Raw genomic sequence first — 18,981 nt, 5'->3', positions numbered from 1 at the left:
AGCGGACCACCTGAAACGCAGAACGCCACCCCGCAAGCGAGGTGGCGTTCATGATGTCTGAGAATGGCCAGGGGCGCGTGGCTTACAGCTCATGCCCCAGCGAGGCCGCCGAGTCGGCCAGCGGCTTGACGCGGCGCTCGGCCTCGAACAGGTCATCGGCCATGCCGGCCTGCTCGGAACTCATGTCCAACGCATCGATGCGCGAGGCCTGGAAGCGGTCACGCTGCTCATCCAGGCCGGCGAAATCGAACAGGTCACGGTCTGCCAGATGTGACGGCGCCACCGAGGTGACGGCATGGAACATGGTTTCCAGCCGCCCCGGATGCTTCTTCTCCCAGTCCTGCAGCATCTCCTTGACCACCTGACGCTGCAGATTCTCCTGTGAACCGCACAGGTTGCAGGGAATGATCGGAAACTCGCGGGCGTTGGAATAGGCCTCGATATCGGACTCACGGCAGTAGGCCAGCGGGCGAATCACGATATGGCGCTGGTCATCGGAGAGCAGCTTGGGCGGCATCGTCTTGAGCTTGCCACCGAAGAACATGTTCAGGAACAGCGTCTCGAGGATGTCGTCGCGGTGGTGGCCGAGGGCGATCTTGGTCGCGCCGATCTCGGCGGCGAAGCCATACAGCGAGCCGCGACGCAGGCGCGAGCACAGCCCGCAGGTCGTCTTGCCCTCCGGCACCTTCTCCTTGACGATGGAATAGGTATCACGCTCGAGGATGTGGTACTCGACGCCGACCGACTCGAGCCATGCCGGCAGCACATGCTCCGGAAAGCCGGGCTGCTTCTGGTCGAGATTCACTGCCACCAGCGTGAACTGCACCGGCGCATTGCGCTGCAGGTTCATCAGGATATCCAGCATGGTGTAGGAATCCTTGCCCCCGGACAGGCACACCATCACCTTGTCACCATCACGGATCATGCCGTAATCGGTGATGGCGGTACCGACATTGCGCCGCAGGCGCTTCTGCAACTTGTTCAGTTCGCGCTTGGCAGTGGCCGCATCAGTGGGGCTGGACGAAAGCTCGCTATCGGGTGTGAACATGGGGCATCAGGCTGGCAGTTTGGAAGGGCGCACAGTCTAGCATTGGCCAGTAGACGGTCACAGAGGCAGCGTGCTTCAGGCGGGGGCGCCTGCCAGTGTCGGGCCAGGTGGCGTGACGCCGACGCAAGATACGCCAACGCCCGCTGTCAGCGGGCGTTGGCGTGTGGCATGCGCCGTGGGGAACAGCGGCGCTTGCGCGGGCTTCCTGCAAGCTAGAAAAGGCGCAGGCTAGAACAGGCGCAGCACTTCCAGATAGCGGATCACCACCCCGCCCAGCATCACGAGGATACCGAAGCGTTGCAGTCTGAATTCAAGCGCAGTGAGCGCAAGCTTGCGTGACCAGAACATCAGCACACCGCGCATGTCCTGTGTCCGGCGAATATAGAGGCCGTAGGCAAACAGCACGATGGCCAGGCCAAGAATCAACAGCGTATTGGTCGCGATCAGCATGTCGCACCTCGTGGGCAAGTACCCCTGAGTCATAAGGAAGGCAATCGCGGGCGGATGCCTTATCTGAAGCCGGGCCCCGAGCAGATGCTCGGGGCCCGACAGTCATCACCTGGCGCAGTGATGACGATCCTGAAGAGAATGATTCCGTCCTCAGGCCTGACAGAGGCTGGCTGACAGCAGGTCCGTATCACGCATGGCCTTTGCTCGCTGTCGCCGCTTCATTATGGTTATCAAAGCTGCTCGGTATTGCATCCTGCATGGCTTGGCCATCCTGCTGGCCGGTAGTGCACTGGCGTGTAATCAGAGTCGACCTCTCGCCGCAGTGGGCGTGTCGTATGGGTGCCAGTGTGGACAAAGGCAGTGAGCCGGGCCATTGGACATTCCGGCAACAGACCTTGGAATAATAGCCTTGAGGATGATGTCAGCTGATGAGACGTCTGATACCGGGCCTGACACTCATCCAGCGCCTACCCACGCACCTGCCAGAGCCCCTGACATAAGCCCCTGCCAGAGCACCTGCCATAAGTTCCTGACATAAGCCCCGCTCAGGCCTGGCTGGCCAGCGAGGGCGACAGCGGTGCCTGCATCAGGCGCTGCGCCATCAGCGCACTGGTCACGGCGTCCCCCAGCGCGCTGTGGCGACCGATCACCGGCACGCCCAGGGCATCTGCCATCGCCTCGAAACGCAGGTCCGGGGCGGCATCCGGCTGCTCATGCTTGCAGCGCCGGGCGTAATCGCGCGCCAGATCATGACGCTGGTTGGGCAGATCAAAGCCGAAGCGTGGCCGCAGGTGACGGTTGATCACCGCGACATCGAAGTCGATGCACCAGCCCACCAGCGGACGATTGCCGATGAACTCCAGCAGTTGTCGCAGCGCATCCCCCAGCGCTTCTCCCCCATGCAGATCGATACCGCGCAGGCGGTGGATGCGGATCGAGTCGCCCTGCAGCCCTTGCGGGCATTGCAGATAGAGCGACAGAGCGCTGGAGGTATGGATATGGCGCGCATCGAAACGCACCGCCGCCAGCGAGACCAGCTCGGCGTGGCCGACATCGAGACTGGTGGTCTCGCAGTCCAGCGCCACACGCTCCCCGCCCCGCTCGGCGGCATGCCAGGGACGAAAGAGCTCGGCAAACTCGCCCTGCGCATGACGACGACGATCACTGGCGCGTCTCAGTTGTTCGAACATGCCACCTCCCCTCGGCCCTGAGGCCGGTTCAGTATTCCAGGTGATAACGATGTGACAGCCGCTGCTTGAAGTCCTTGACCCGACTCAGGGCATCGCGCAATAGATCACGCTCCAACGAGGACAACGACTGGGTGATGATCAGGTTGCGACTCCCCGCCTCCCGCGCCGCCGTGGTCTTGTCCTGGCCATCCTTTCGCGAGTCGCTGGCCCCGCCGACGGCAGCGCCATGTTCGTCCTCTTCCAGATGGCGCAGCTGCTGGCGCAGACGCAACTCGGCAAACAGCGACAGTGCCTCGGCAAGATCGGCGCTGTCGCTGGCCTCGATACGCCCATCACTGACCAGCGCCTCAAGCCGCGCGAAGGTGCCGGTGGCCATCACTCCGCGTTCCAGCGCCATGGTGCGAACGCCATGCACGATGGGGAAGATGCCGCCCTTCTTGATATCGATGCCGTGTCGCGGCGAGCGCAAGGAGCCGAACAGCGTCAGCGGGGTCGAGAAATGCAGCGCCGGGCGCGCGAAATGCGACAGCAGCAGCTCATCGCGCGTGGCATGACTCACCAGGTGGCCGCGCAAGCTGTCGACCAGCGCTTCATTGCCGCCGCTGGCGCGCGCATCGAAGACGATGGCCAGATTCATCAGCGCCTCGCCATCGCGTCCGGCGCACCAGCGCGCGATCTTGCCGCGCCAGCGCGACTCGGTGGCGACCCACTCCGGATTGGAGACCATGATGTTGCCCGGGCATGGTGGATAGCCGAGACCCGCCAGGGCGTCACTGAAGCGCTGCAGGGTGTCCTCGTTTTCGGGCCACTGGTGGCCATCGGCGATGATCAGCCCATTGTCCTGATCGGTCTTGAGGATCTGTTCGCCGCGCCCTTCGCTGCCCATCAGCATCAGGCAACTCGAGGCCCGGTGTTCCTCCGCCACCAGCATGGCGAAGGTGCGCTCGATCAGGCGCCCGTTGAGCGCACTCAACAGCGCCATGGCATGGCGCATGTGGACTCCCTGCATCGCCAGCGCCCTGACCATTTCCGGCAGACGCGCACTGGCCTGCTCAAGCGCCGCCATGTCAGAGGCGCGCTCGATCTCGAGACTCACCAGCTGACTGCGATTGGAGAAGAACCCCAGCACGTCGGTCAGCTCGATGACCCCGACGACCGCCGCGTCAGGCGTCAGGCGCTCCTTGACCACGACCCGCGCGACCCGGTGGCGGGTCATCTGCACCAGCGCCTGGAACAGATATTCCTCCGCCGTGACCGCCACCAGCGCAAAGCTGCCCAGCGAGGCGAGCGGATGGTTGGCAGCCAAGCCCTGGATCACCAGCGCATTGAGCAGGTCCGTGCGTGTCACCACGCCCTGACGGCCCTCGACAGAGATGATCAGACTGTCCGCCCCCGCCGTCTGCATGGCCTTGACGCCCTGCTCGATACTGGCGCTGGCCGCCAGCTTGAGCGGCGGACGCATGCAGTCCATCACCCGCGCCAGCATGAAGCCCGCCTGGTCGCGACTCGCGCCCTGACGGGTGTCACGCTGCGCCGCCAGCAGCCGCGCCTTGTCACTCAGGCTGTGCTGGAAGTACTCACCGAAGGCAGGACACTCGTCGCACAGCGAGAAGAACAGCTCTGCGGGCAGCTGGTAGCACAGCGTCTCCTGCTCGCAGACGAAGCGGGTGCGGCAATGGCCATTGAGCAGCGTCAGCGCCCCGAACAGGTCCCCCGCGGTGTAATGACCGATGCGCAGGCTGACCCAGGCATCAAGCCCCTCGCGCTGCGCCTTGTCGAGCGTGGCGGCATCCGGCAGTGCCGAATCAGCGGCCAGTTCCGCCACCTCGCCCTTGTGAATGATGTAGACCGCCTCACCGACGGCCCCCGGCACCAGCGGCTGCGCCAGTGCCTCGAAATAGTGAAGGTCCACCCCTTCGGCCAACCGTTGCCGAAGACGCTCATCCAGCAGACTGAACGGCGGCTCCTCGAACGCGATATCCACCAGTGACGCTTGCATGACAGCGACTCCCCTCTGCGCGTGCACCGCTGATCGATGCACGAGCCCTCAAACCACGAGGCCCCGCCTGCGGGTGCAAGACGGGGCTTCGGGAAACGGGGGCCTGTTCGCGCCGATGCTGCGTGCTGCGCGAACAGGCCCTGCTGCCTGAATCAGTGATCCACTGCTGTTCCGGCCCCGCGCGGAACACGAATGTCCTCGACGATATGCTGGATGTGCTCGGGCGGCGGCGGGGTCATCTTGCAGACGATGACCGCGACGACGAAGTTGAGCACCATGCCCAGCGAGCCGATCCCCTCCGGCGACACACCCAGCAACCAGTTCTCGGCGCTGTTGAGTTCCGGCGAGATGAACTTGAAGTAGACGATGTAGCTGAAGGTGAAGACCAGGCCGACCAGCATGCCCGCGATGGCACCTTCCTTGTTCATGCGCTTGGAGAAGATCCCCAGCAGGATGACCGGGAAAAAGCTCGATGCCGCAAGCCCGAAGGCAAAGGCCACCACCTGCGCCACGAAGCCTGGCGGATTGATGCCGAAGTAACCGGCGATCACGATGGCCACGGCCGCCGCCATGCGTGCCGCCATCAGCTCCTGCTTCTCGCTGATATCTGGTTTGAAGGTCTTCTTGAGCAGGTCATGCGAGATGGCCGACGAGATGACCAGCAACAGACCGGCCGCCGTCGAGAGTGCTGCCGCCACCCCACCCGCCGCCACCAGTGCGATGACCCATGCCGGCAGGTTGCCGATCTCCGGGTTGGCCAGCACGATGATGTCACGGTCGATGTAGACCTCGCTCTCGTTGTCGGTGGGCGTGTTGCTCACCAGACGCTGACCGTACTCACCGCGGGCCGCCTGGCTGTCGGCGCTGCCTTCGTAGCTCGGCTTGCCCGCGAAGGGATCACCGCCACGCATCTGGATGATGCCGTCGCCATTCTTGTCGACCCAGCCGATCAGCCCGGTGTTCTCCCAGTTGTAGAACCAGCCCGGCAGCTCCTCATAGGCCGTCTCGTTGACGGTCTCGACCAGATTCACCCGCGCGAAGGCACCCACGGCCGGCGCAGTGGTGTAGAGCAGTGCGATGAAGAACAGCGCCCAACCGGCGGAGATACGCGCATCCTTGACCGTCGGCACCGTGAAGAAGCGCACGATGACGTGGGGCAGGCCCGCAGTACCGCACATCAGCGCGGCGGTGATGAAGAAGACATCGATGGTGGACTTGGAACCCTCGGTGTACTCGCGGAAGCCGAGATCGGTCACCACCTGATCGAGCTTGTGCAGCAGATAGACGCCGGTGTCATTGCCCTGGGCATCGACCAGGGTGCCGCCGAAACCGGTCTGCGGCAGCACGTGGCCCGTCATCATGATCGACAGGAACACCGCCGGCACCAGGAAGGCGAAGATCAGCACACAGTACTGGGCCACCTGGGTATAGGTGATGCCCTTCATGCCGCCGAGTACCGCATAGAAGAAGACGATCGCCATGCCGATCACCACGCCGACGTTCACGTCCACCTCGAGGAAGCGCGCGAAGACGATGCCGGTACCGCGCATCTGGCCGGCGACATAGGTGAAGGAAATGAAGATGACGCAGACCACCGCCACGGTGCGCGCGACGCTGGAGTAGTAACGGTCACCGACGAAGTCCGGCACCGTGAACTTGCCGAACTTGCGCAGGTACGGCGCCAGCAGCATGGCCAGCAGGACGTAGCCGCCGGTCCAGCCCATCAGGTAGACGGAGGCGTCATAGCCGACATAGGCGATGATGCCCGCCATCGAGATGAACGAGGCCGCCGACATCCAGTCAGCGGCGGTCGCTGCCCCGTTGGCGATGGGGTGAACGCCACCCCCGGCGACATAGAATTCCTTGGTGGAACCGGCGCGCGACCACACCGCGATCCCGATATAGAGCGCAAATGACGCGCCCACGAACAGATAGGTCAGCAGTTGAACATCCATTGGCAGTGTCCTTGGCGATGTCGATCATATTGTTCTTATTCACACAACGGCGCGTCACGACGAGCGGCCTGTGCCCGGCGTGTCACTGACTCATTGCTCGTGAACATCGAAGCGCTCATCGAGCTTGTTCATCGAACGGGCATACAGAATGATCAGCGCAAGGAAGAAGTAGATCGCTCCCTGTTGCGCAAACCAGAAGCCCAGCTTGAAACCGAAGAACTGGATGTTGTTCAGCACGTCCACCAGCAATATCCCGCATCCATAGGACACCACGAACCAGACCACGAGATAGCCCATGATCAGTTTGATATTGGCGGACCAATACGCCTTGGCATTCGCTTCCTTCATGATGGTGTTCTCGCATTGTTATTGTGATTGGCGAAGTGGAGTGATTGGCGATCCAGAGATCGATGACCACCCGTCAGCGGATGATCCTTTCTCGGCGGTTGATGGGTATTTCCTGCGCCTTTCAAGGCATGACAGGAAACTTGGCGACTCGAATCTGACAGTAGACAAGGCCCTGCAACGTTGCAGGCTGACTTTAGTCGAGAATGTCAGTCACCCCTGATGGAGCAAAGTTGAGAACGATGCAATTCCTTTTAAATCAACAAGTTGATTCATATCCTAAAGATGCAATCCCTTGGTCTATTGGCCAAATGGGCGAAGAATGATCGGCGAAAGCTTCGGCGTATTGCGCGCATGACATTGGCCGATGCCAGCAAATAGGCCCGTTGTGCAGACGCCATTTACCGCTTCTTGAGGGCAGCCAGCGAGGCGTCTGCATGGCAATGGATGACACAGCCTCTTCCCCACGACTCTCAAGACGCCGAGTCTGTCATGCACAATGCTTGGGACTCGTGGCGGGGCTGCGTAGAATGGCGCTTCCAGAGAGGAGAGCGACATGTTCCAGGGTTGGTGGCTGATCGCAGTGGCACTCGCATATATCGCGGTGCTGTTCACGATTGCATGGCGGGGGGATCGCAACGCCAAGAAACACGGGTCGCCGAATCGGCGCCCAGCGGTCTACAGTCTGGGGCTTGCGGTCTACTGCACCAGCTGGACCTTCTACGGTAGCGTCGGGCAGGCCGCGACCAGCGGCTGGAGTTATCTGAGCATCTTCATCGGGCCGATTCTGGCCTGTCTGCTGTTCTGGCCGATCCTGCTCAAGATGATTCGGGTCGCCAAGCGCCAGAACATCACCTCGATCGCCGACTTCATCGCCTCGCGCTACGGCAAGACGCAGTCGCTGGCGGTGTTCGCCTCGCTGGTGGCCCTGGTCGGCACCCTGCCCTACATCGCCCTGCAGCTGAAGGCCGTCTCGAGTGCCTATCAGGTACTCACCGACACCAGCGATGTCACGCGAACCGCCTGGCTGGGCGATACCGCCTTCTATGTCGCGGCAATCATGGCACTGTTCGCCATCCTGTTCGGCACCCGCCATACCGACGCCACCGAGCACCATGTCGGCCTGTTGCAGGCGATCGCCTTCGAATCGCTGGTCAAGCTGGTCGCCTTCCTGACCCTGGGCGTCTATGTCACCTGGGGCATGTTCAATGGCCTGGGCGACCTGTTCACCAAGGCCGATACCTATCTGGAGCTGCAACAGCAGCTGGAGACCCAGACCTTCGGCACCGGCTTCTGGGCCCAGACGCTGCTGGCGATGCTGGCGATCTTCTGCCTGCCGCGTCAGTTCCACGTCGCGGTGGTCGAGAATACCCACCACGATGACGCCCGGCGTGCGCGCTGGATGTTCCCGATCTATCTGGTCGCCATCTCCTTCTTCGTGCTGCCGATCGCCGCCGCCGGCCTGACCATGTTCCCCGACGGTTCGGTGTCACCGGACAGCTTCGTGCTGGCGCTGCCGATGGCGGCGGACCAGACCTGGCTGACCCTGCTGACCTTCATCGGCGGCTTCTCCGCCGCCACCGGCATGGTGATCGTCGCCGCCGTCGCGGTCTCGATCATGATCTCCAACGAGATCGTGATTCCGCTGTTGTTCCGCCTGCGCTGGTTCGATACCGAGGCGCGCGACTACAGCCATATCGTGTTGCTGGCGCGCCGTCTGACCATCGTGATGATCCTGGCGCTGGCCTACGGCTTCTATCTGCTGATCGCCGAATACAGCACCCTCTCGGCCATCGGCTTGCTGTCGTTTGCCGCCGTCGCCCAGTTCGCGCCCTCGCTGATGGGTGGCCTCTACTGGAAGCGTGGCAACCGCCTCGGCGTCATCGTCGGCCTGAATGTCGGCTTCGCGGTCTGGGCCTGGACCCTGCTCGTGCCGGCACTGGCACAGGCGGGTCTGATGCCGGCCGAGATCGTCAACCAAGGGCCGCTGGGCATCGACTGGCTGTCGCCGCATGGCCTGTTCGGCTTCCGCTTCAATGACCCGCTGACCCACGGCGTGATGCTGTCGCTCGGCCTGAACCTGTTCTGCTACATCTTCGTCTCGCAGATGACGCCGCAGCGCGTGGTCGAGCGCATCCAGGCCTCACTGTTCGTCGACAGTGTCGAGACCCGCCAGACCAGCGTCTCGCGCCCCTGGACCGGCTCCACCTCCGTCTCGGACCTGCGCGTCCTGTGCGAACGCTTCCTGAGCCACGAGCAGGTCGAGCGCGCCTTCGAGGACTACGCACGCCGCAGCGGCCAGCCGCTGGAGCTGCATGCACGCGCCTCCATCGACCTGATCCAGTTCACCGAACGCTTCCTGGCCTCGGTACTCGGCGCCTCCTCGGCACGCATCGTCGTCAACTCGGCGCTGCAGGGTCGCGGCATCGGCATCTCGGATGTCATCTCCATCGTCGATGAAGCCTCGCAGGTGCTCGAATTCAACCGCGCCCTGCTGCAGGCGACCATCGAGAACATCCACCAGGGCATCAGCGTGGTCGACCAGCACATGCGCCTGGTGGTGTGGAACCAGCGCTACCTGGACATGTTCCGCTTCCCTGACAACCTGATCCGGGTCGGCGCGCCCATCGATCGCATCTTCCGCTACAACGCCCACAACGGCGAATACGGCCCGGGCGACCCCGAAGAGCACGTCGATCAATTGCTGGATGCCATCCGCAACGGCGAGCCGCACCGCTACGTGCGCTATCGCCAGGATGACAGCGTGATGGAGATCCAGGGCAATCCGATGCCCGGTGGCGGCTTCGTCTACACCTACCAGGACATCACCCAGCAGAAGCGCACCGAAGAGGCGTTGATCCGCTCGGAAAACAACATCCGCATCTACACCGACAACGTGCCGGCGCTGATCGCCTACTTCGACAAGGAGTGTCGCTACCTCTTCACCAACCGTGCCTATGAAGCGGTGATGGGCATCGACCGTACCGCCGTGATCGGCGAGCCCGCCGAAGAAGCGATGCCGGAAGACATCTATCGCCAACGCGCGCCGTGGATGACGCGCGCGCTGTCCGGTGAGCGGGTCTCCTTCGAGATCTCGCTGGAAGCCCCGGAAGGCGGTGTGCGCTACATGCTGGTCACCTATACGCCGCACTTCAGCACCAAGGGCAACATCCTCGGCTTCTTCGCGCTCTATCAGGACATCACCGAGCGACGCCTGGCGGAGATCGCCCTCAAGGAGACCAACGAGAACCTGGAGGAGCGCGTGCGCGTGCGTACCCAGGAGCTGTCACAGGTCAACGAGGCCCTGCGCACCGAGAACCGCGTGCGCGCCGAGGCCGAGCAGGCACTGCGTCAGGCCAAGCAGCTGGCCGAGGATGCCAACGCCTCCAAGACTCGCTTCCTGGCCGCGGCCAGCCACGACCTGCTGCAGCCACTGAATGCGGCGCGTCTGTTCACCTCTGCCCTCGCCCAGCAGGTCGAAGGCGAGATGAAGACCACCACCAATCACATCGACAACTCGCTGCAGGCCGCCGAGGAACTGCTCAGCACCCTGCTCGACATCTCCAAGCTGGATGCCGGGGCACTGGCGCCACGCCGCAGCGTGTTCCGTCTCTCCGACATCCTCAAGCCGCTCAAGGCCGAGTTCGAGGTGATGGCGGAAGACCGCGGGCTGGACCTGAAAGTGGTGATGACGCAGCTGGCGGTGGATTCCGACGGCCAGATGCTCAGACGCATCGTGCAGAACTTCCTCTCCAACGCGGTGCGCTATACCCGCCAGGGCCATGTCCTGCTGGGCTGCCGCCGTCTGGGCGATCGCATTCGCATCGAGGTCTGGGACACCGGCCCCGGCATTCCCGAGTCGAAGCTGACCGAGATATTCCAGGAATTCCGGCGTCTCGATCAGACCGAGCGTCACAAGGAAAGCGAGAAGGGTCTCGGCCTGGGACTGTCGATCGCCGAACGCATGAGCCGGGTGCTCGACCACCCGATCACGGTGCGCAGTTGGGTCGGCATCGGCACCGTCTTCGCCGTCAGCGTGCCGATCAGCAAGGAGCTGCCGGCGGCCGAGCTGCCGGATGCCGTCCCGGCTCGCAAGCGCGCCGGCAACAAGCTGACCGGCACTCGCGTCCTGTGCATCGACAACGAGAGCCTGATTCTCGAGGGCATGAAGGCGATGCTGTCCGGCTGGGGTTGCGAGGTGTTCACGGCGACCTCGATCGGCGGCGCCAAGTCGGTGATCCGCAACCTGGATGGTGATCCGGATGCCATCCTCGCCGACTACCACCTCGACAACGAGGTGACTGGCCTGATGGCGCTGGATGCGCTGGATGAACGTCTGGCGGGCTCGGTGCCGGGCATCGTGATCACCGCCGACCGCACCGATGAGGTCGCCGAGGAAGTGCGCCGTGCGGGCTATCACCTGCTGCTCAAGCCGGTGCGACCCGCTGCGCTGCGTGCGCTGCTGACGCGCACCCTGCAGGCCAACCGCGCCGAGAAGCACACCAGTGGCGCGAGTGATGCCCCCGACGCCGCGACGGATGACCCAGCCCCCTGATCAGGCGGGCTGGCCTGTCGCTCTTTCGTCCTCTAGCTCTTTAGCCCTCTAGCTCTTTCATCCATGACGCAAAAAGCCCGCCCTGTCAGCGACAGGGCGGGCTTTTTGTGGCTTGAGGGCAAGACTCTCGAGGAGAGCCTCAGCTCAAGCGCTGACGCAGGATCAGGAGCGGACTTTCGGCGGCTCGACTTCCAGACGCTGGGCCGCGATGACGGCCTGGGTGCGCGAATGCACGCCCAGCTTGCGCAGAATGGCGGTCACGTGGGCCTTGATGGTGGCCTCGGACACATTCAGCTCATAGGCGATCTGCTTGTTGAGCAGACCTTCCGTCAGCATGTTGAGCACGCGGAACTGCTGCGGCGTCAGTGACGCGATCGCCTCGGCGAAGCGCGATTCATCCTCGGAAGACTCGCCCATGGCCTCGGCGATATCCGTCGGCAGCCAGACCTCACCTTCGAGGATCTCGCCGATGGCTTCGGCGATGACGTCGAGGCTGGCGGACTTGGGAATGAAGCCGGAGGCCCCATAATCGATGGCGCGGCGCACCACGTAGGGCTCCTCGCTACCGGACACGACCGCCACCGGGATGTCCGGTGTCTGGCCACGCAACTGGATCAGACCGGAGAAGCCGTGGGCTCCCGGCATGTGCAGGTCCAACAGGATCAGGTCGGCATCGGGATGGCGGGCAACGACTTCGTTGGTCGCTTCCATGCTGTCAGCCTCGACGATCTCCGCCTGAGAGGCGACTTGTCTAAGCGCCTGGGTCAGTGCGGCACGAAAGAGCGGGTGATCGTCTGCAACGATGAACTTCTGGGCAAAGGCCATTGAGTCTCCTCCAAAACCCCGATGGTGATCATCACCGACCTTCCTGGCCGGTCAACAATCGCCGTTATTTTCTGGCATGTTACCCCATAAAACGTGCGTTTAACAAAGCAGCCCACCATCGGAAGATGTACTGATGTTTCGCTCGGGGAACACGAGTATCGCACGGATTGATGCCCGGCGAGCGAACAATCCGTGCGCTGATTCTGACAGCATCCTGGGGATGGTGAGTCAGACAACCCTACCCGCAACGCGACTGGCATGCCAGCCGATCAATGCGACACCGGCAATCAGCACGAAGCCGATCAGACTGGCGATATCCGGCACCTCCCCCCAGATGGCCCAGCCCGCCAGTGCCGAAAACACGATGGTCAGATAGGAATAGATCGACACTTCCCCCGCCGGTGCGAGGCGATAGGCGGTGGTCATCAGAATCTGACCGCCGGCCGCAAAGATGCCGATGCCCAGCAAGGCCAGCGCCTGAGGGCCACTCGGCATCACCGGATTCATCAACATCGGCACCAATGTCACCACACTGGAGACCAGCGAGAAATGCAGCACGATGGTCGCCGAGGCCTCGCGCCCTCTCATCGCACGGATGAGCGTATAGGCCGCCCCCGCCAGCATTGCCGAACCCAGCCCGACCATGGCGGGCAACAATGCCTCCACCCCGCCCTCGGCAAATGCCAGTTGCGGCTTGATGACCAGCGCCGCACCAGAGAAGGCGACCAGCATGCCGACCAGCCGGCAGCCACCAAGGCGCTCGGCCAGGAAGAGGCCGGCGAACAGGCTGACGAAGAACGGCGATAGCTTATTCAGAATAGTCGCATCTGCCAGCAGCAGATGATCGATGGCGTAGAAGAAGCTCATCACGCCGCCGAGCCCGATCAGTGACCGCGCCATCAGCATCGGCTGGTGATGCCAATGACCCAGCAGTCGCGCGCCCGCCATGCGCACCATCACCACCGCCACGCCGAGACTGACCAGGTTGCGCACGAAGACCTTCTCGAACAGCGGCAGGTCGCCGCTCAGCTTGACCATCGCTCCCATCAGCGCGAACGAGATCGCCGACAGGCACATCAGGATGACCGCGCGAGGACGATTCTCGCCCTCAGTGGACGACGCGGCGGGAGAACTGTCTGACTGAGAGGCGGGGCAGGATGCATCCGACTTGCCTGCTGACATGGGGGCGGCCTTGATCATGAATTGATTGGGGAAATGCGCAGCGAGGCGCGAACGGACTCCGCGGGCACATGCGCTGGCGCGTCATTATCAGGCCAGCGCCTCCTCGATGGCCAACCTTTCACGTCTCGCACAGCGCAAAAGCGCGGGCCAGGAATACGAACAGACAGATGTCCCCGGACAGGCGCACAAAAAAGCGCGGGAGCCAGGCTCCCGCGCTTCGCTGTCGCTGCGTGTCTTGTCAGACCTCGATGACCGTCACTCGACGCGTTCAGCGGTTGGCGCGCTGCTCGATCAGGTCATCCACCACTGACGGGTCCGCCAGGGTCGAGGTATCGCCGAGGCCGTCGGTCTCGTTGGCGGCGATCTTCCTGAGGATACGGCGCATGATCTTGCCGGAACGCGTCTTGGGCAGTCCCGGCGCCCACTGGATGACATCCGGCGAGGCGATCGGGCCGATGTCCTTGCGCACCCACTGGGTCAGCGTCTTCTTGAGCTCATCACTGGCTTCGATGCCGTCGTTGAGCGTCACGTAGATGTAGATGCCCTGGCCCTTGATGTCATGGGGATAGCCGACCACGGCGGCCTCGGCGACCGCCTCATGCGCCACCAGCGAGGACTCGATCTCGGCGGTGCCCATGCGGTGCCCGGAGACGTTGAGCACATCATCGACGCGCCCGGTGATCCAGTAGTAGCCATCCTCGTCGCGACGACAGCCGTCACCGGTGAAGTACATGCCCGCATAGGTGGAGAAGTAGGTCTGCACGTAGCGTTCGTGATTGCCCCAGATCGAACGTGCCTGCCCCGGCCAGCTGTCGAGAATCACCAGGTTGCCTTCGGTCGCGCCCTCGAGGATATTGCCCTCGTTGTCGACCAGCGCCGGCTGCACACCGAAGAACGGCAGCGTGGCGGAGCCCGGCTTGAGATCGGTCGCGCCCGGCAGCGGCGCGATCATGATGCCGCCGGTCTCGGTCTGCCACCAGGTGTCCACCAGCGGGCAATTGCCATTGCCGATCACGCGGTGGAACCACTCCCAGGCCTCGGGGTTGATCGGCTCGCCCACCGAGCCGAGCAGCCGCAGGCTCGTGCGCGAGCTTGAGTCCATCACGCTGTCACCGTGTGCCATCAGCGCACGCACGGCGGTCGGGGCGGTATAGAGAATGTTGACCTGGTGCTTGTCGACGATCTCGCCGATGCGCCCGTGGGTCGGATAGCTGGGCACACCCTCGAACATCAGCGTGGTCGCGCCATTGGCCAGCGGGCCGTAGATGATGTAGCTGTGGCCCGTCACCCAGCCGACATCCGCCGTACACCAGTAGATATCGCCATCGTGATAATCGAACACGTAGCGATGGGTCATCGCGGCATAGAGCAGATAACCGCCCGTGGTGTGCTTCAGGCCCTTGGGCGTGCCGGTGGAACCGGAGGTGTAGAGGATGAACAGCGGGTCTTCCGCGCCCATCGCCTCGGCCGGGCAGTCGCTGGACTGACGGTCCACCAGCTCATGGAACCAGGCATCGCGGCTGCCCCAGTTCACCTCACCGCCGGTACGCCGCACCACCAGCACGTGGTCGACACAGTCGGTGCCATCACGCTCCAGCGCCTCATCGACGTTCTCCTTGAGCGGCACACGCTTGCCACCCCGCAGTGACTCATCGGCGGTGATCACGATGCGCGAGCTGGAATCGACGATACGCCCCGCCAGCGCGTCCGGCGAGAAGCCGCCGAACACCACCGAGTGCACGGCACCGATGCGCGTACAGGCCAGCATCGCCATCGCGGCTTCGGGAATCATCGGCATGTACAGCGTGACCACATCGCCCCGCTTGACGCCCAACTCCTTGAGGCCATTGGCAAACTGGCTGACACGCGCGTGCAGCTCGCGATAGGTGATCGACTGGGACTCGTTCGGGTCGTCCCCTTCCCAGATGATGGCGACCTGATCGCCACGCTCGGCGAGGTGGCGATCGAGGCAGTTGTGCGCCACGTTGAGCTTGCCGTCCTCGAACCAGCGCACATCGACATCACCGGGGCCGAAGTTGGTATTGCGGATCACCGAGGGCGCATCGAACCAGTCCAGTGACTGGGCCTGCTCGGCCCAGAATGTCTCCGGCGCCTCGACGGACTGCTGATACATGGCCTGATAGCGCTCGCGGTCTGCCCAGGCGTGGGCGGCGACATCGGGAGTGACCGGATGAACCTTGGCATGTTCGCTCATGTGGCGTGACCTCTGACGGATTGGCTGGCGACTCGCTGTCCCACGCGGCATGCGTGAAGCGCAGGCGAGCCGAGGCAAGTCCATTTCAGCTTAAACCCAAGCATGGGGGGGCCACACACTAGACCTTGGTAGATAAATTTTTACTAATTATTTCAACTGTTTATCAACAAATTACACCAAGGTCACAGCGACGTTCGGAGGACAGAAACCGCCTGAAAAGACGCCTTCTGGCGCGACTCGCACTTTGCAATGACGCGCCAGCGAGCGAAATGCGCCTCAACGCGCAGTCGACGCATTGCGCGCCGGGTCATTCAATGGCCCGCTCAATTCCTGGCCACAGCGTCGACAGCGATAGCGGTGGCCACGCTGGGCATTGGCGTGGCGTCGCGAGCTGAAATAGTGCGCGGTATCGCAGCCACAACCATAGGCCCAGGGCGTCGGGCTGGCAGTCGAGACATCCATGCGATGCGTCACCTCCGGCGGGATGCCGTAGAGGTTGGTCATCACCTGCTGCCACTCGGGGCCATGCGGTTTGACACGCGTCTTGCCGGCGCGCTCGACCACCTCCATCACCACCCAGTGCGCGACCTCGTGGGGGACGGTCTGGCTGAGGAAGTGATGGCGGTTCTCGCTGAGCAGCTGCCAATTGAAGCGCAGCCGCTGGCGCGCCGAATCCGCCGTTCCCGCCGTGCGTCCCTTGAGGCGGCAGGAGACCGACGGCATGCGCAGCTCGGGGAACAGGGCACGCGCGCGTGCCAGACATGCCAGCACCTGCGCCTCCAGCGTCGCGTGCAGGGCAGGCGCCGTCAGCGCCTCAAGCGCCGCGGCATCGGCCAGCGGCAGTGGCGTCGCGGGGGTCTCCCCCAGGCAGGCCAGGGCATGATCGGGCGCAAAACGGTGACGACTGACGACACGACGAGTGGATGATGACATGACACGATGACCAGACAGCAGAGCGATGGAACGGATGAGCTGATGACGCGCGAGCGTACCACTCCTCGAGGCGTGAAATGATACACTAGCGCCATTCACGCCTGCCCGGTTCCCCTTGGTTCACCCAGGTAGCCAGGCGGCACAGTTCGACTTCTCCCCTTATCGCACGTGAGACTCCCCCATGGCCGAGCCTGTCCAGACCCAGCCGCTGCTGGATGATGAATCCCTCGACATCCTCGACGAATTCCTCGAGTCCGACATCGTCGGCCCGGAAGCTCTCGATATCATCAGTGCGCATGGCTTCATGCTGGCACTGGCCATCGCGCCGCGCGAAGTGCCCTCCAGCCTGTGGCTGCCGGAACTCTTCCAGGGGCAGCCAAGCTACGAAAGCCCGCAGCAGGAAGCGGAAGTCGTCTCCCTGTTCGAGCAGATGCGCGCCAACGCCATCGATGCCCTCGAGCACGGCGTGCTGCCGGAACTGCTGTTCGAGCTGGAACTGGGCGGTGCCGACCCGGTCGAGACACCGATCGGTGACTGGTGTGCCGGCTTCATGGAAGGCGTGTTCATGGACGAGGAGGCCTGGTTCGGTACCCAGGAAGAGGCGGCCGCCGAACTGCTGCTGCCGTTCATGGCCATCTCCGGTGTCTTCGACGATGAAGACCCGGAGATCGGCGAGCTGATCGCCGACCCGATCGGTGCCCAGCGCTTCGTCAACCAGCTGCCGGAACTGCTGCTGGATCTCTACCTGCTCTACCGTGTCCCGCCGGAAAGCCCCAAGCCGTCGCCGCGTCGCAAGGGTTCCGCCGCACCGGGCGCAGCCGGCATTCCGCGCAGCAAGCACGCCGGCAACAAGAACGGTGGCAAGGGCGGCGGCAAAAAGCGCTGAGCTCGCCATGGCGCTCTTAACGCCATGCAGCCTTGAAAACGACAACGCCGGGCGACCTCATGGGTCGTCCGGCGTTTTGGTTCCACGCAGCCGTGTCTGACAGCTGCGAGCGCTCAGCGCAGCCGCGTCACCAGGCTATCCAGGGTGCCATAGCCCCACTCGCGACAGCGCTGCATCAGCGGCCGACGCTGCCAGGCGGCCTGGGTGATCTCGACACTGTGGGCGAAGTGATGCTCGAACAGCGTGGCGACGTCGGCGGCGAAGCGATGGTCCTGCACCTCCTGATTGGCCTCCAGATTCCACTGCAGGCTCCAATGATCGAAGTTGCACGACCCCAGCGTCACCCAGTCATCCGCCAGCGAGAACTTGGCGTGCAGAAAGCGGGGCTGGAATTCATGGATACGCACGCCCGCCTTGAGCAGCCCGGCATAGAAGCGCTGCCCCGCCGAGCGCACGCCCGGGTGATCATGATGCTGGCCGGCGATCAGCAAGCGGACATCGACACCCCGGCGCGCCGCGCGCTTGAGACGCCGCCGCATGCTGAAGGTCGGCACGAAGTATGGCGTGCAGATCCATAGCCGCTTGCGTGAGCTGCTGGCCTGATGCTGCAGGGAATGACGGATGGCCTGATAGCGGAAACCATGCCCCCAGACCACCCGCCCACGCATGCTCAGATAGCCCTCGACCCGGCACGCCCGCACATTGATGCTGCGCACCGCCAGTCGGCTGCCATGGCCACGACTGGCCGCGGAGTCCCACACGCGTGCGAACAGGCGCACCCAGTCACTGATGCACGGCCCCTCGATGCGTATCGCGACTTCCGACCAGGCCTCGGCGAAGACATCCACCGCACCGAAGCCGCCGGTAAAGCCCACCTCCCCATCGACCACCAGAAGCTTGCGATGGTCACGCGTCAGATTGCGCCCCAGCCGCCACCAGGAGAGCGGGTTGTAGATCCTGAGCTGGATATCGGCCTCGATCATGCGCTGGCGATCAACTTCCTCGAGGCCCAGCGAGCCGAAGCCATCCAGCAGCACCAGCACCGTCACACCGCGGCGGCGCGCGCCACACAGCGCATCGATCAGGACGCGACTGAGGTGACCGCTCTCGGCCAGATACAGCTCGAGCAGGATGGAATGGCGCGCGGATTCCACCGCCTCCAGCATGCTGGGCAGAAAACGCGCGCCTTCCGGCAGCAAGGTGAATCGATTGCCTGATCGCCACATTCCCAGCATGCCTTGCCTCCCGTCATTTCCCTGCACGGCACGATACAGATGACGATGCCCATGACGGTGCACCGCCAGATGCTGCCACTGTGCGCTTCGTCACTACGCACTCAGTCACCAAGTACTCTGTCGCTACGCACTCAGTCACCAAGTACTCTGCCACGGCGTCTGC

General features: G+C 63.5%; 13 protein-coding genes. 2 read left to right on the top strand and 11 right to left on the bottom strand.

What is annotated here, in order from left to right; genetic code table 11:
* Positions 1-82: 82 nt before the first annotated feature.
* From ttcA to IZU87_RS06445, 6 genes are all read right to left on the bottom strand, one after another.
* Positions 83-1,048: a tRNA 2-thiocytidine(32) synthetase TtcA gene (gene ttcA / locus IZU87_RS06470; protein WP_082388814.1), complete on the bottom strand. Its 966-nt coding sequence runs from the start codon at positions 1,046-1,048 to the stop codon at positions 83-85.
* Positions 1,049-1,276: 228 nt separating this feature from the next.
* Positions 1,277-1,498 (bottom strand): hypothetical protein, encoded by a 222-nt coding sequence (locus IZU87_RS06465; protein WP_043333792.1) that lies wholly within the window; start codon positions 1,496-1,498, stop codon positions 1,277-1,279.
* Between the two features lie 545 nt (positions 1,499-2,043).
* The gene (locus IZU87_RS06460) at positions 2,044-2,688 is read right to left on the bottom strand and encodes a 3'-5' exonuclease (RefSeq protein WP_131432712.1); all 645 of its coding nucleotides are present in this window, start codon (positions 2,686-2,688) and stop codon (positions 2,044-2,046) included.
* A 28-nt stretch (positions 2,689-2,716) separates the two neighbouring features.
* Positions 2,717-4,687 (bottom strand): DUF294 nucleotidyltransferase-like domain-containing protein, encoded by a 1,971-nt coding sequence (locus IZU87_RS06455; protein ID WP_249330469.1) that lies wholly within the window; start codon positions 4,685-4,687, stop codon positions 2,717-2,719.
* A gap of 152 nt (positions 4,688-4,839) precedes the next feature.
* Positions 4,840-6,642: a sodium:solute symporter family protein gene (locus tag IZU87_RS06450; protein ID WP_054556853.1), complete on the bottom strand. Its 1,803-nt coding sequence runs from the start codon at positions 6,640-6,642 to the stop codon at positions 4,840-4,842.
* Positions 6,643-6,732: 90 nt separating this feature from the next.
* Complete coding sequence (locus IZU87_RS06445; protein WP_043333789.1) at positions 6,733-6,990, bottom strand: DUF4212 domain-containing protein; 258 nt, start codon at positions 6,988-6,990, stop codon at positions 6,733-6,735.
* A gap of 553 nt (positions 6,991-7,543) precedes the next feature.
* Here IZU87_RS06445 and IZU87_RS06440 point away from each other — a divergent pair.
* Positions 7,544-11,542, top strand: a complete 3,999-nt coding sequence (locus IZU87_RS06440; protein WP_153636534.1) for a hybrid sensor histidine kinase/response regulator — start codon at positions 7,544-7,546, stop codon at positions 11,540-11,542.
* Between the two features lie 162 nt (positions 11,543-11,704).
* On the opposite strand, the gene IZU87_RS06435 is transcribed toward IZU87_RS06440, so the two are convergent.
* The 4 genes from IZU87_RS06435 to IZU87_RS06420 form a co-directional block, all read right to left on the bottom strand.
* On the bottom strand, positions 11,705-12,367 hold the full coding sequence (locus IZU87_RS06435; RefSeq protein WP_043333788.1) for a response regulator: 663 nt from the start codon (positions 12,365-12,367) through the stop codon (positions 11,705-11,707).
* Positions 12,368-12,595: 228 nt separating this feature from the next.
* Entirely contained in the window at positions 12,596-13,549 is a 954-nt protein-coding gene (locus IZU87_RS06430) for a DMT family transporter (RefSeq protein ID WP_249330468.1), read from the bottom strand.
* 268 nt (positions 13,550-13,817) lie between these two features.
* Complete coding sequence (acs, locus tag IZU87_RS06425; protein WP_213114037.1) at positions 13,818-15,764, bottom strand: acetate--CoA ligase; 1,947 nt, start codon at positions 15,762-15,764, stop codon at positions 13,818-13,820.
* Positions 15,765-16,040: 276 nt separating this feature from the next.
* Positions 16,041-16,697 (bottom strand): SprT family zinc-dependent metalloprotease, encoded by a 657-nt coding sequence (locus IZU87_RS06420; RefSeq protein WP_082388813.1) that lies wholly within the window; start codon positions 16,695-16,697, stop codon positions 16,041-16,043.
* A gap of 181 nt (positions 16,698-16,878) precedes the next feature.
* Here IZU87_RS06420 and IZU87_RS06415 point away from each other — a divergent pair, with 181 nt between their 5' ends.
* On the top strand, positions 16,879-17,583 hold the full coding sequence (locus IZU87_RS06415; RefSeq protein ID WP_213114036.1) for a YecA/YgfB family protein: 705 nt from the start codon (positions 16,879-16,881) through the stop codon (positions 17,581-17,583).
* A 113-nt stretch (positions 17,584-17,696) separates the two neighbouring features.
* Here the strand turns inward: IZU87_RS06415 and IZU87_RS06410 are convergent, their stop codons facing one another.
* Complete coding sequence (locus IZU87_RS06410) at positions 17,697-18,818, bottom strand: phospholipase D-like domain-containing protein (protein ID WP_043333785.1); 1,122 nt, start codon at positions 18,816-18,818, stop codon at positions 17,697-17,699.
* Positions 18,819-18,981 lie beyond the last annotated feature (163 nt).

Origin of the sequence: Cobetia sp. MC34 (assembly GCF_018340035.1) — a bacterium.
Taxonomy (GTDB): Bacteria; Pseudomonadota; Gammaproteobacteria; order Pseudomonadales; family Halomonadaceae; genus Cobetia; species Cobetia amphilecti.
Note: the sequence above shows the minus strand (reverse complement) of the source record. Positions and strands in the feature narration are given on the sequence as shown.

Excerpts from the sequence above, each read along its gene's own strand:
- IZU87_RS06430 (WP_249330468.1), bottom strand. The coding sequence starts at position 13,549 with ATGTCAGCAGGCAAGTCGGATGCATCCTGCCCCGCCTCTCAGTCAGAC.
- acs (WP_213114037.1), bottom strand. The coding sequence starts at position 15,764 with ATGAGCGAACATGCCAAGGTTCATCCGGTCACTCCCGATGTCGCCGCC.
- ttcA (WP_082388814.1), bottom strand. The coding sequence starts at position 1,048 with ATGTTCACACCCGATAGCGAGCTTTCGTCCAGCCCCACTGATGCGGCC.
- IZU87_RS06465 (WP_043333792.1), bottom strand. The coding sequence starts at position 1,498 with ATGCTGATCGCGACCAATACGCTGTTGATTCTTGGCCTGGCCATCGTG.
- IZU87_RS06450 (WP_054556853.1), bottom strand. The coding sequence starts at position 6,642 with ATGGATGTTCAACTGCTGACCTATCTGTTCGTGGGCGCGTCATTTGCG.
- IZU87_RS06420 (WP_082388813.1), bottom strand. The coding sequence starts at position 16,697 with ATGTCATCATCCACTCGTCGTGTCGTCAGTCGTCACCGTTTTGCGCCC.
- IZU87_RS06435 (WP_043333788.1), bottom strand. The coding sequence starts at position 12,367 with ATGGCCTTTGCCCAGAAGTTCATCGTTGCAGACGATCACCCGCTCTTT.
- IZU87_RS06445 (WP_043333789.1), bottom strand. The coding sequence starts at position 6,990 with ATGAAGGAAGCGAATGCCAAGGCGTATTGGTCCGCCAATATCAAACTG.
- IZU87_RS06415 (WP_213114036.1), top strand. The coding sequence starts at position 16,879 with ATGGCCGAGCCTGTCCAGACCCAGCCGCTGCTGGATGATGAATCCCTC.
- IZU87_RS06410 (WP_043333785.1), bottom strand. The coding sequence starts at position 18,818 with ATGCTGGGAATGTGGCGATCAGGCAATCGATTCACCTTGCTGCCGGAA.
- IZU87_RS06455 (WP_249330469.1), bottom strand. The coding sequence starts at position 4,687 with ATGCAAGCGTCACTGGTGGATATCGCGTTCGAGGAGCCGCCGTTCAGT.
- IZU87_RS06440 (WP_153636534.1), top strand. The coding sequence starts at position 7,544 with ATGTTCCAGGGTTGGTGGCTGATCGCAGTGGCACTCGCATATATCGCG.
- IZU87_RS06460 (WP_131432712.1), bottom strand. The coding sequence starts at position 2,688 with ATGTTCGAACAACTGAGACGCGCCAGTGATCGTCGTCGTCATGCGCAG.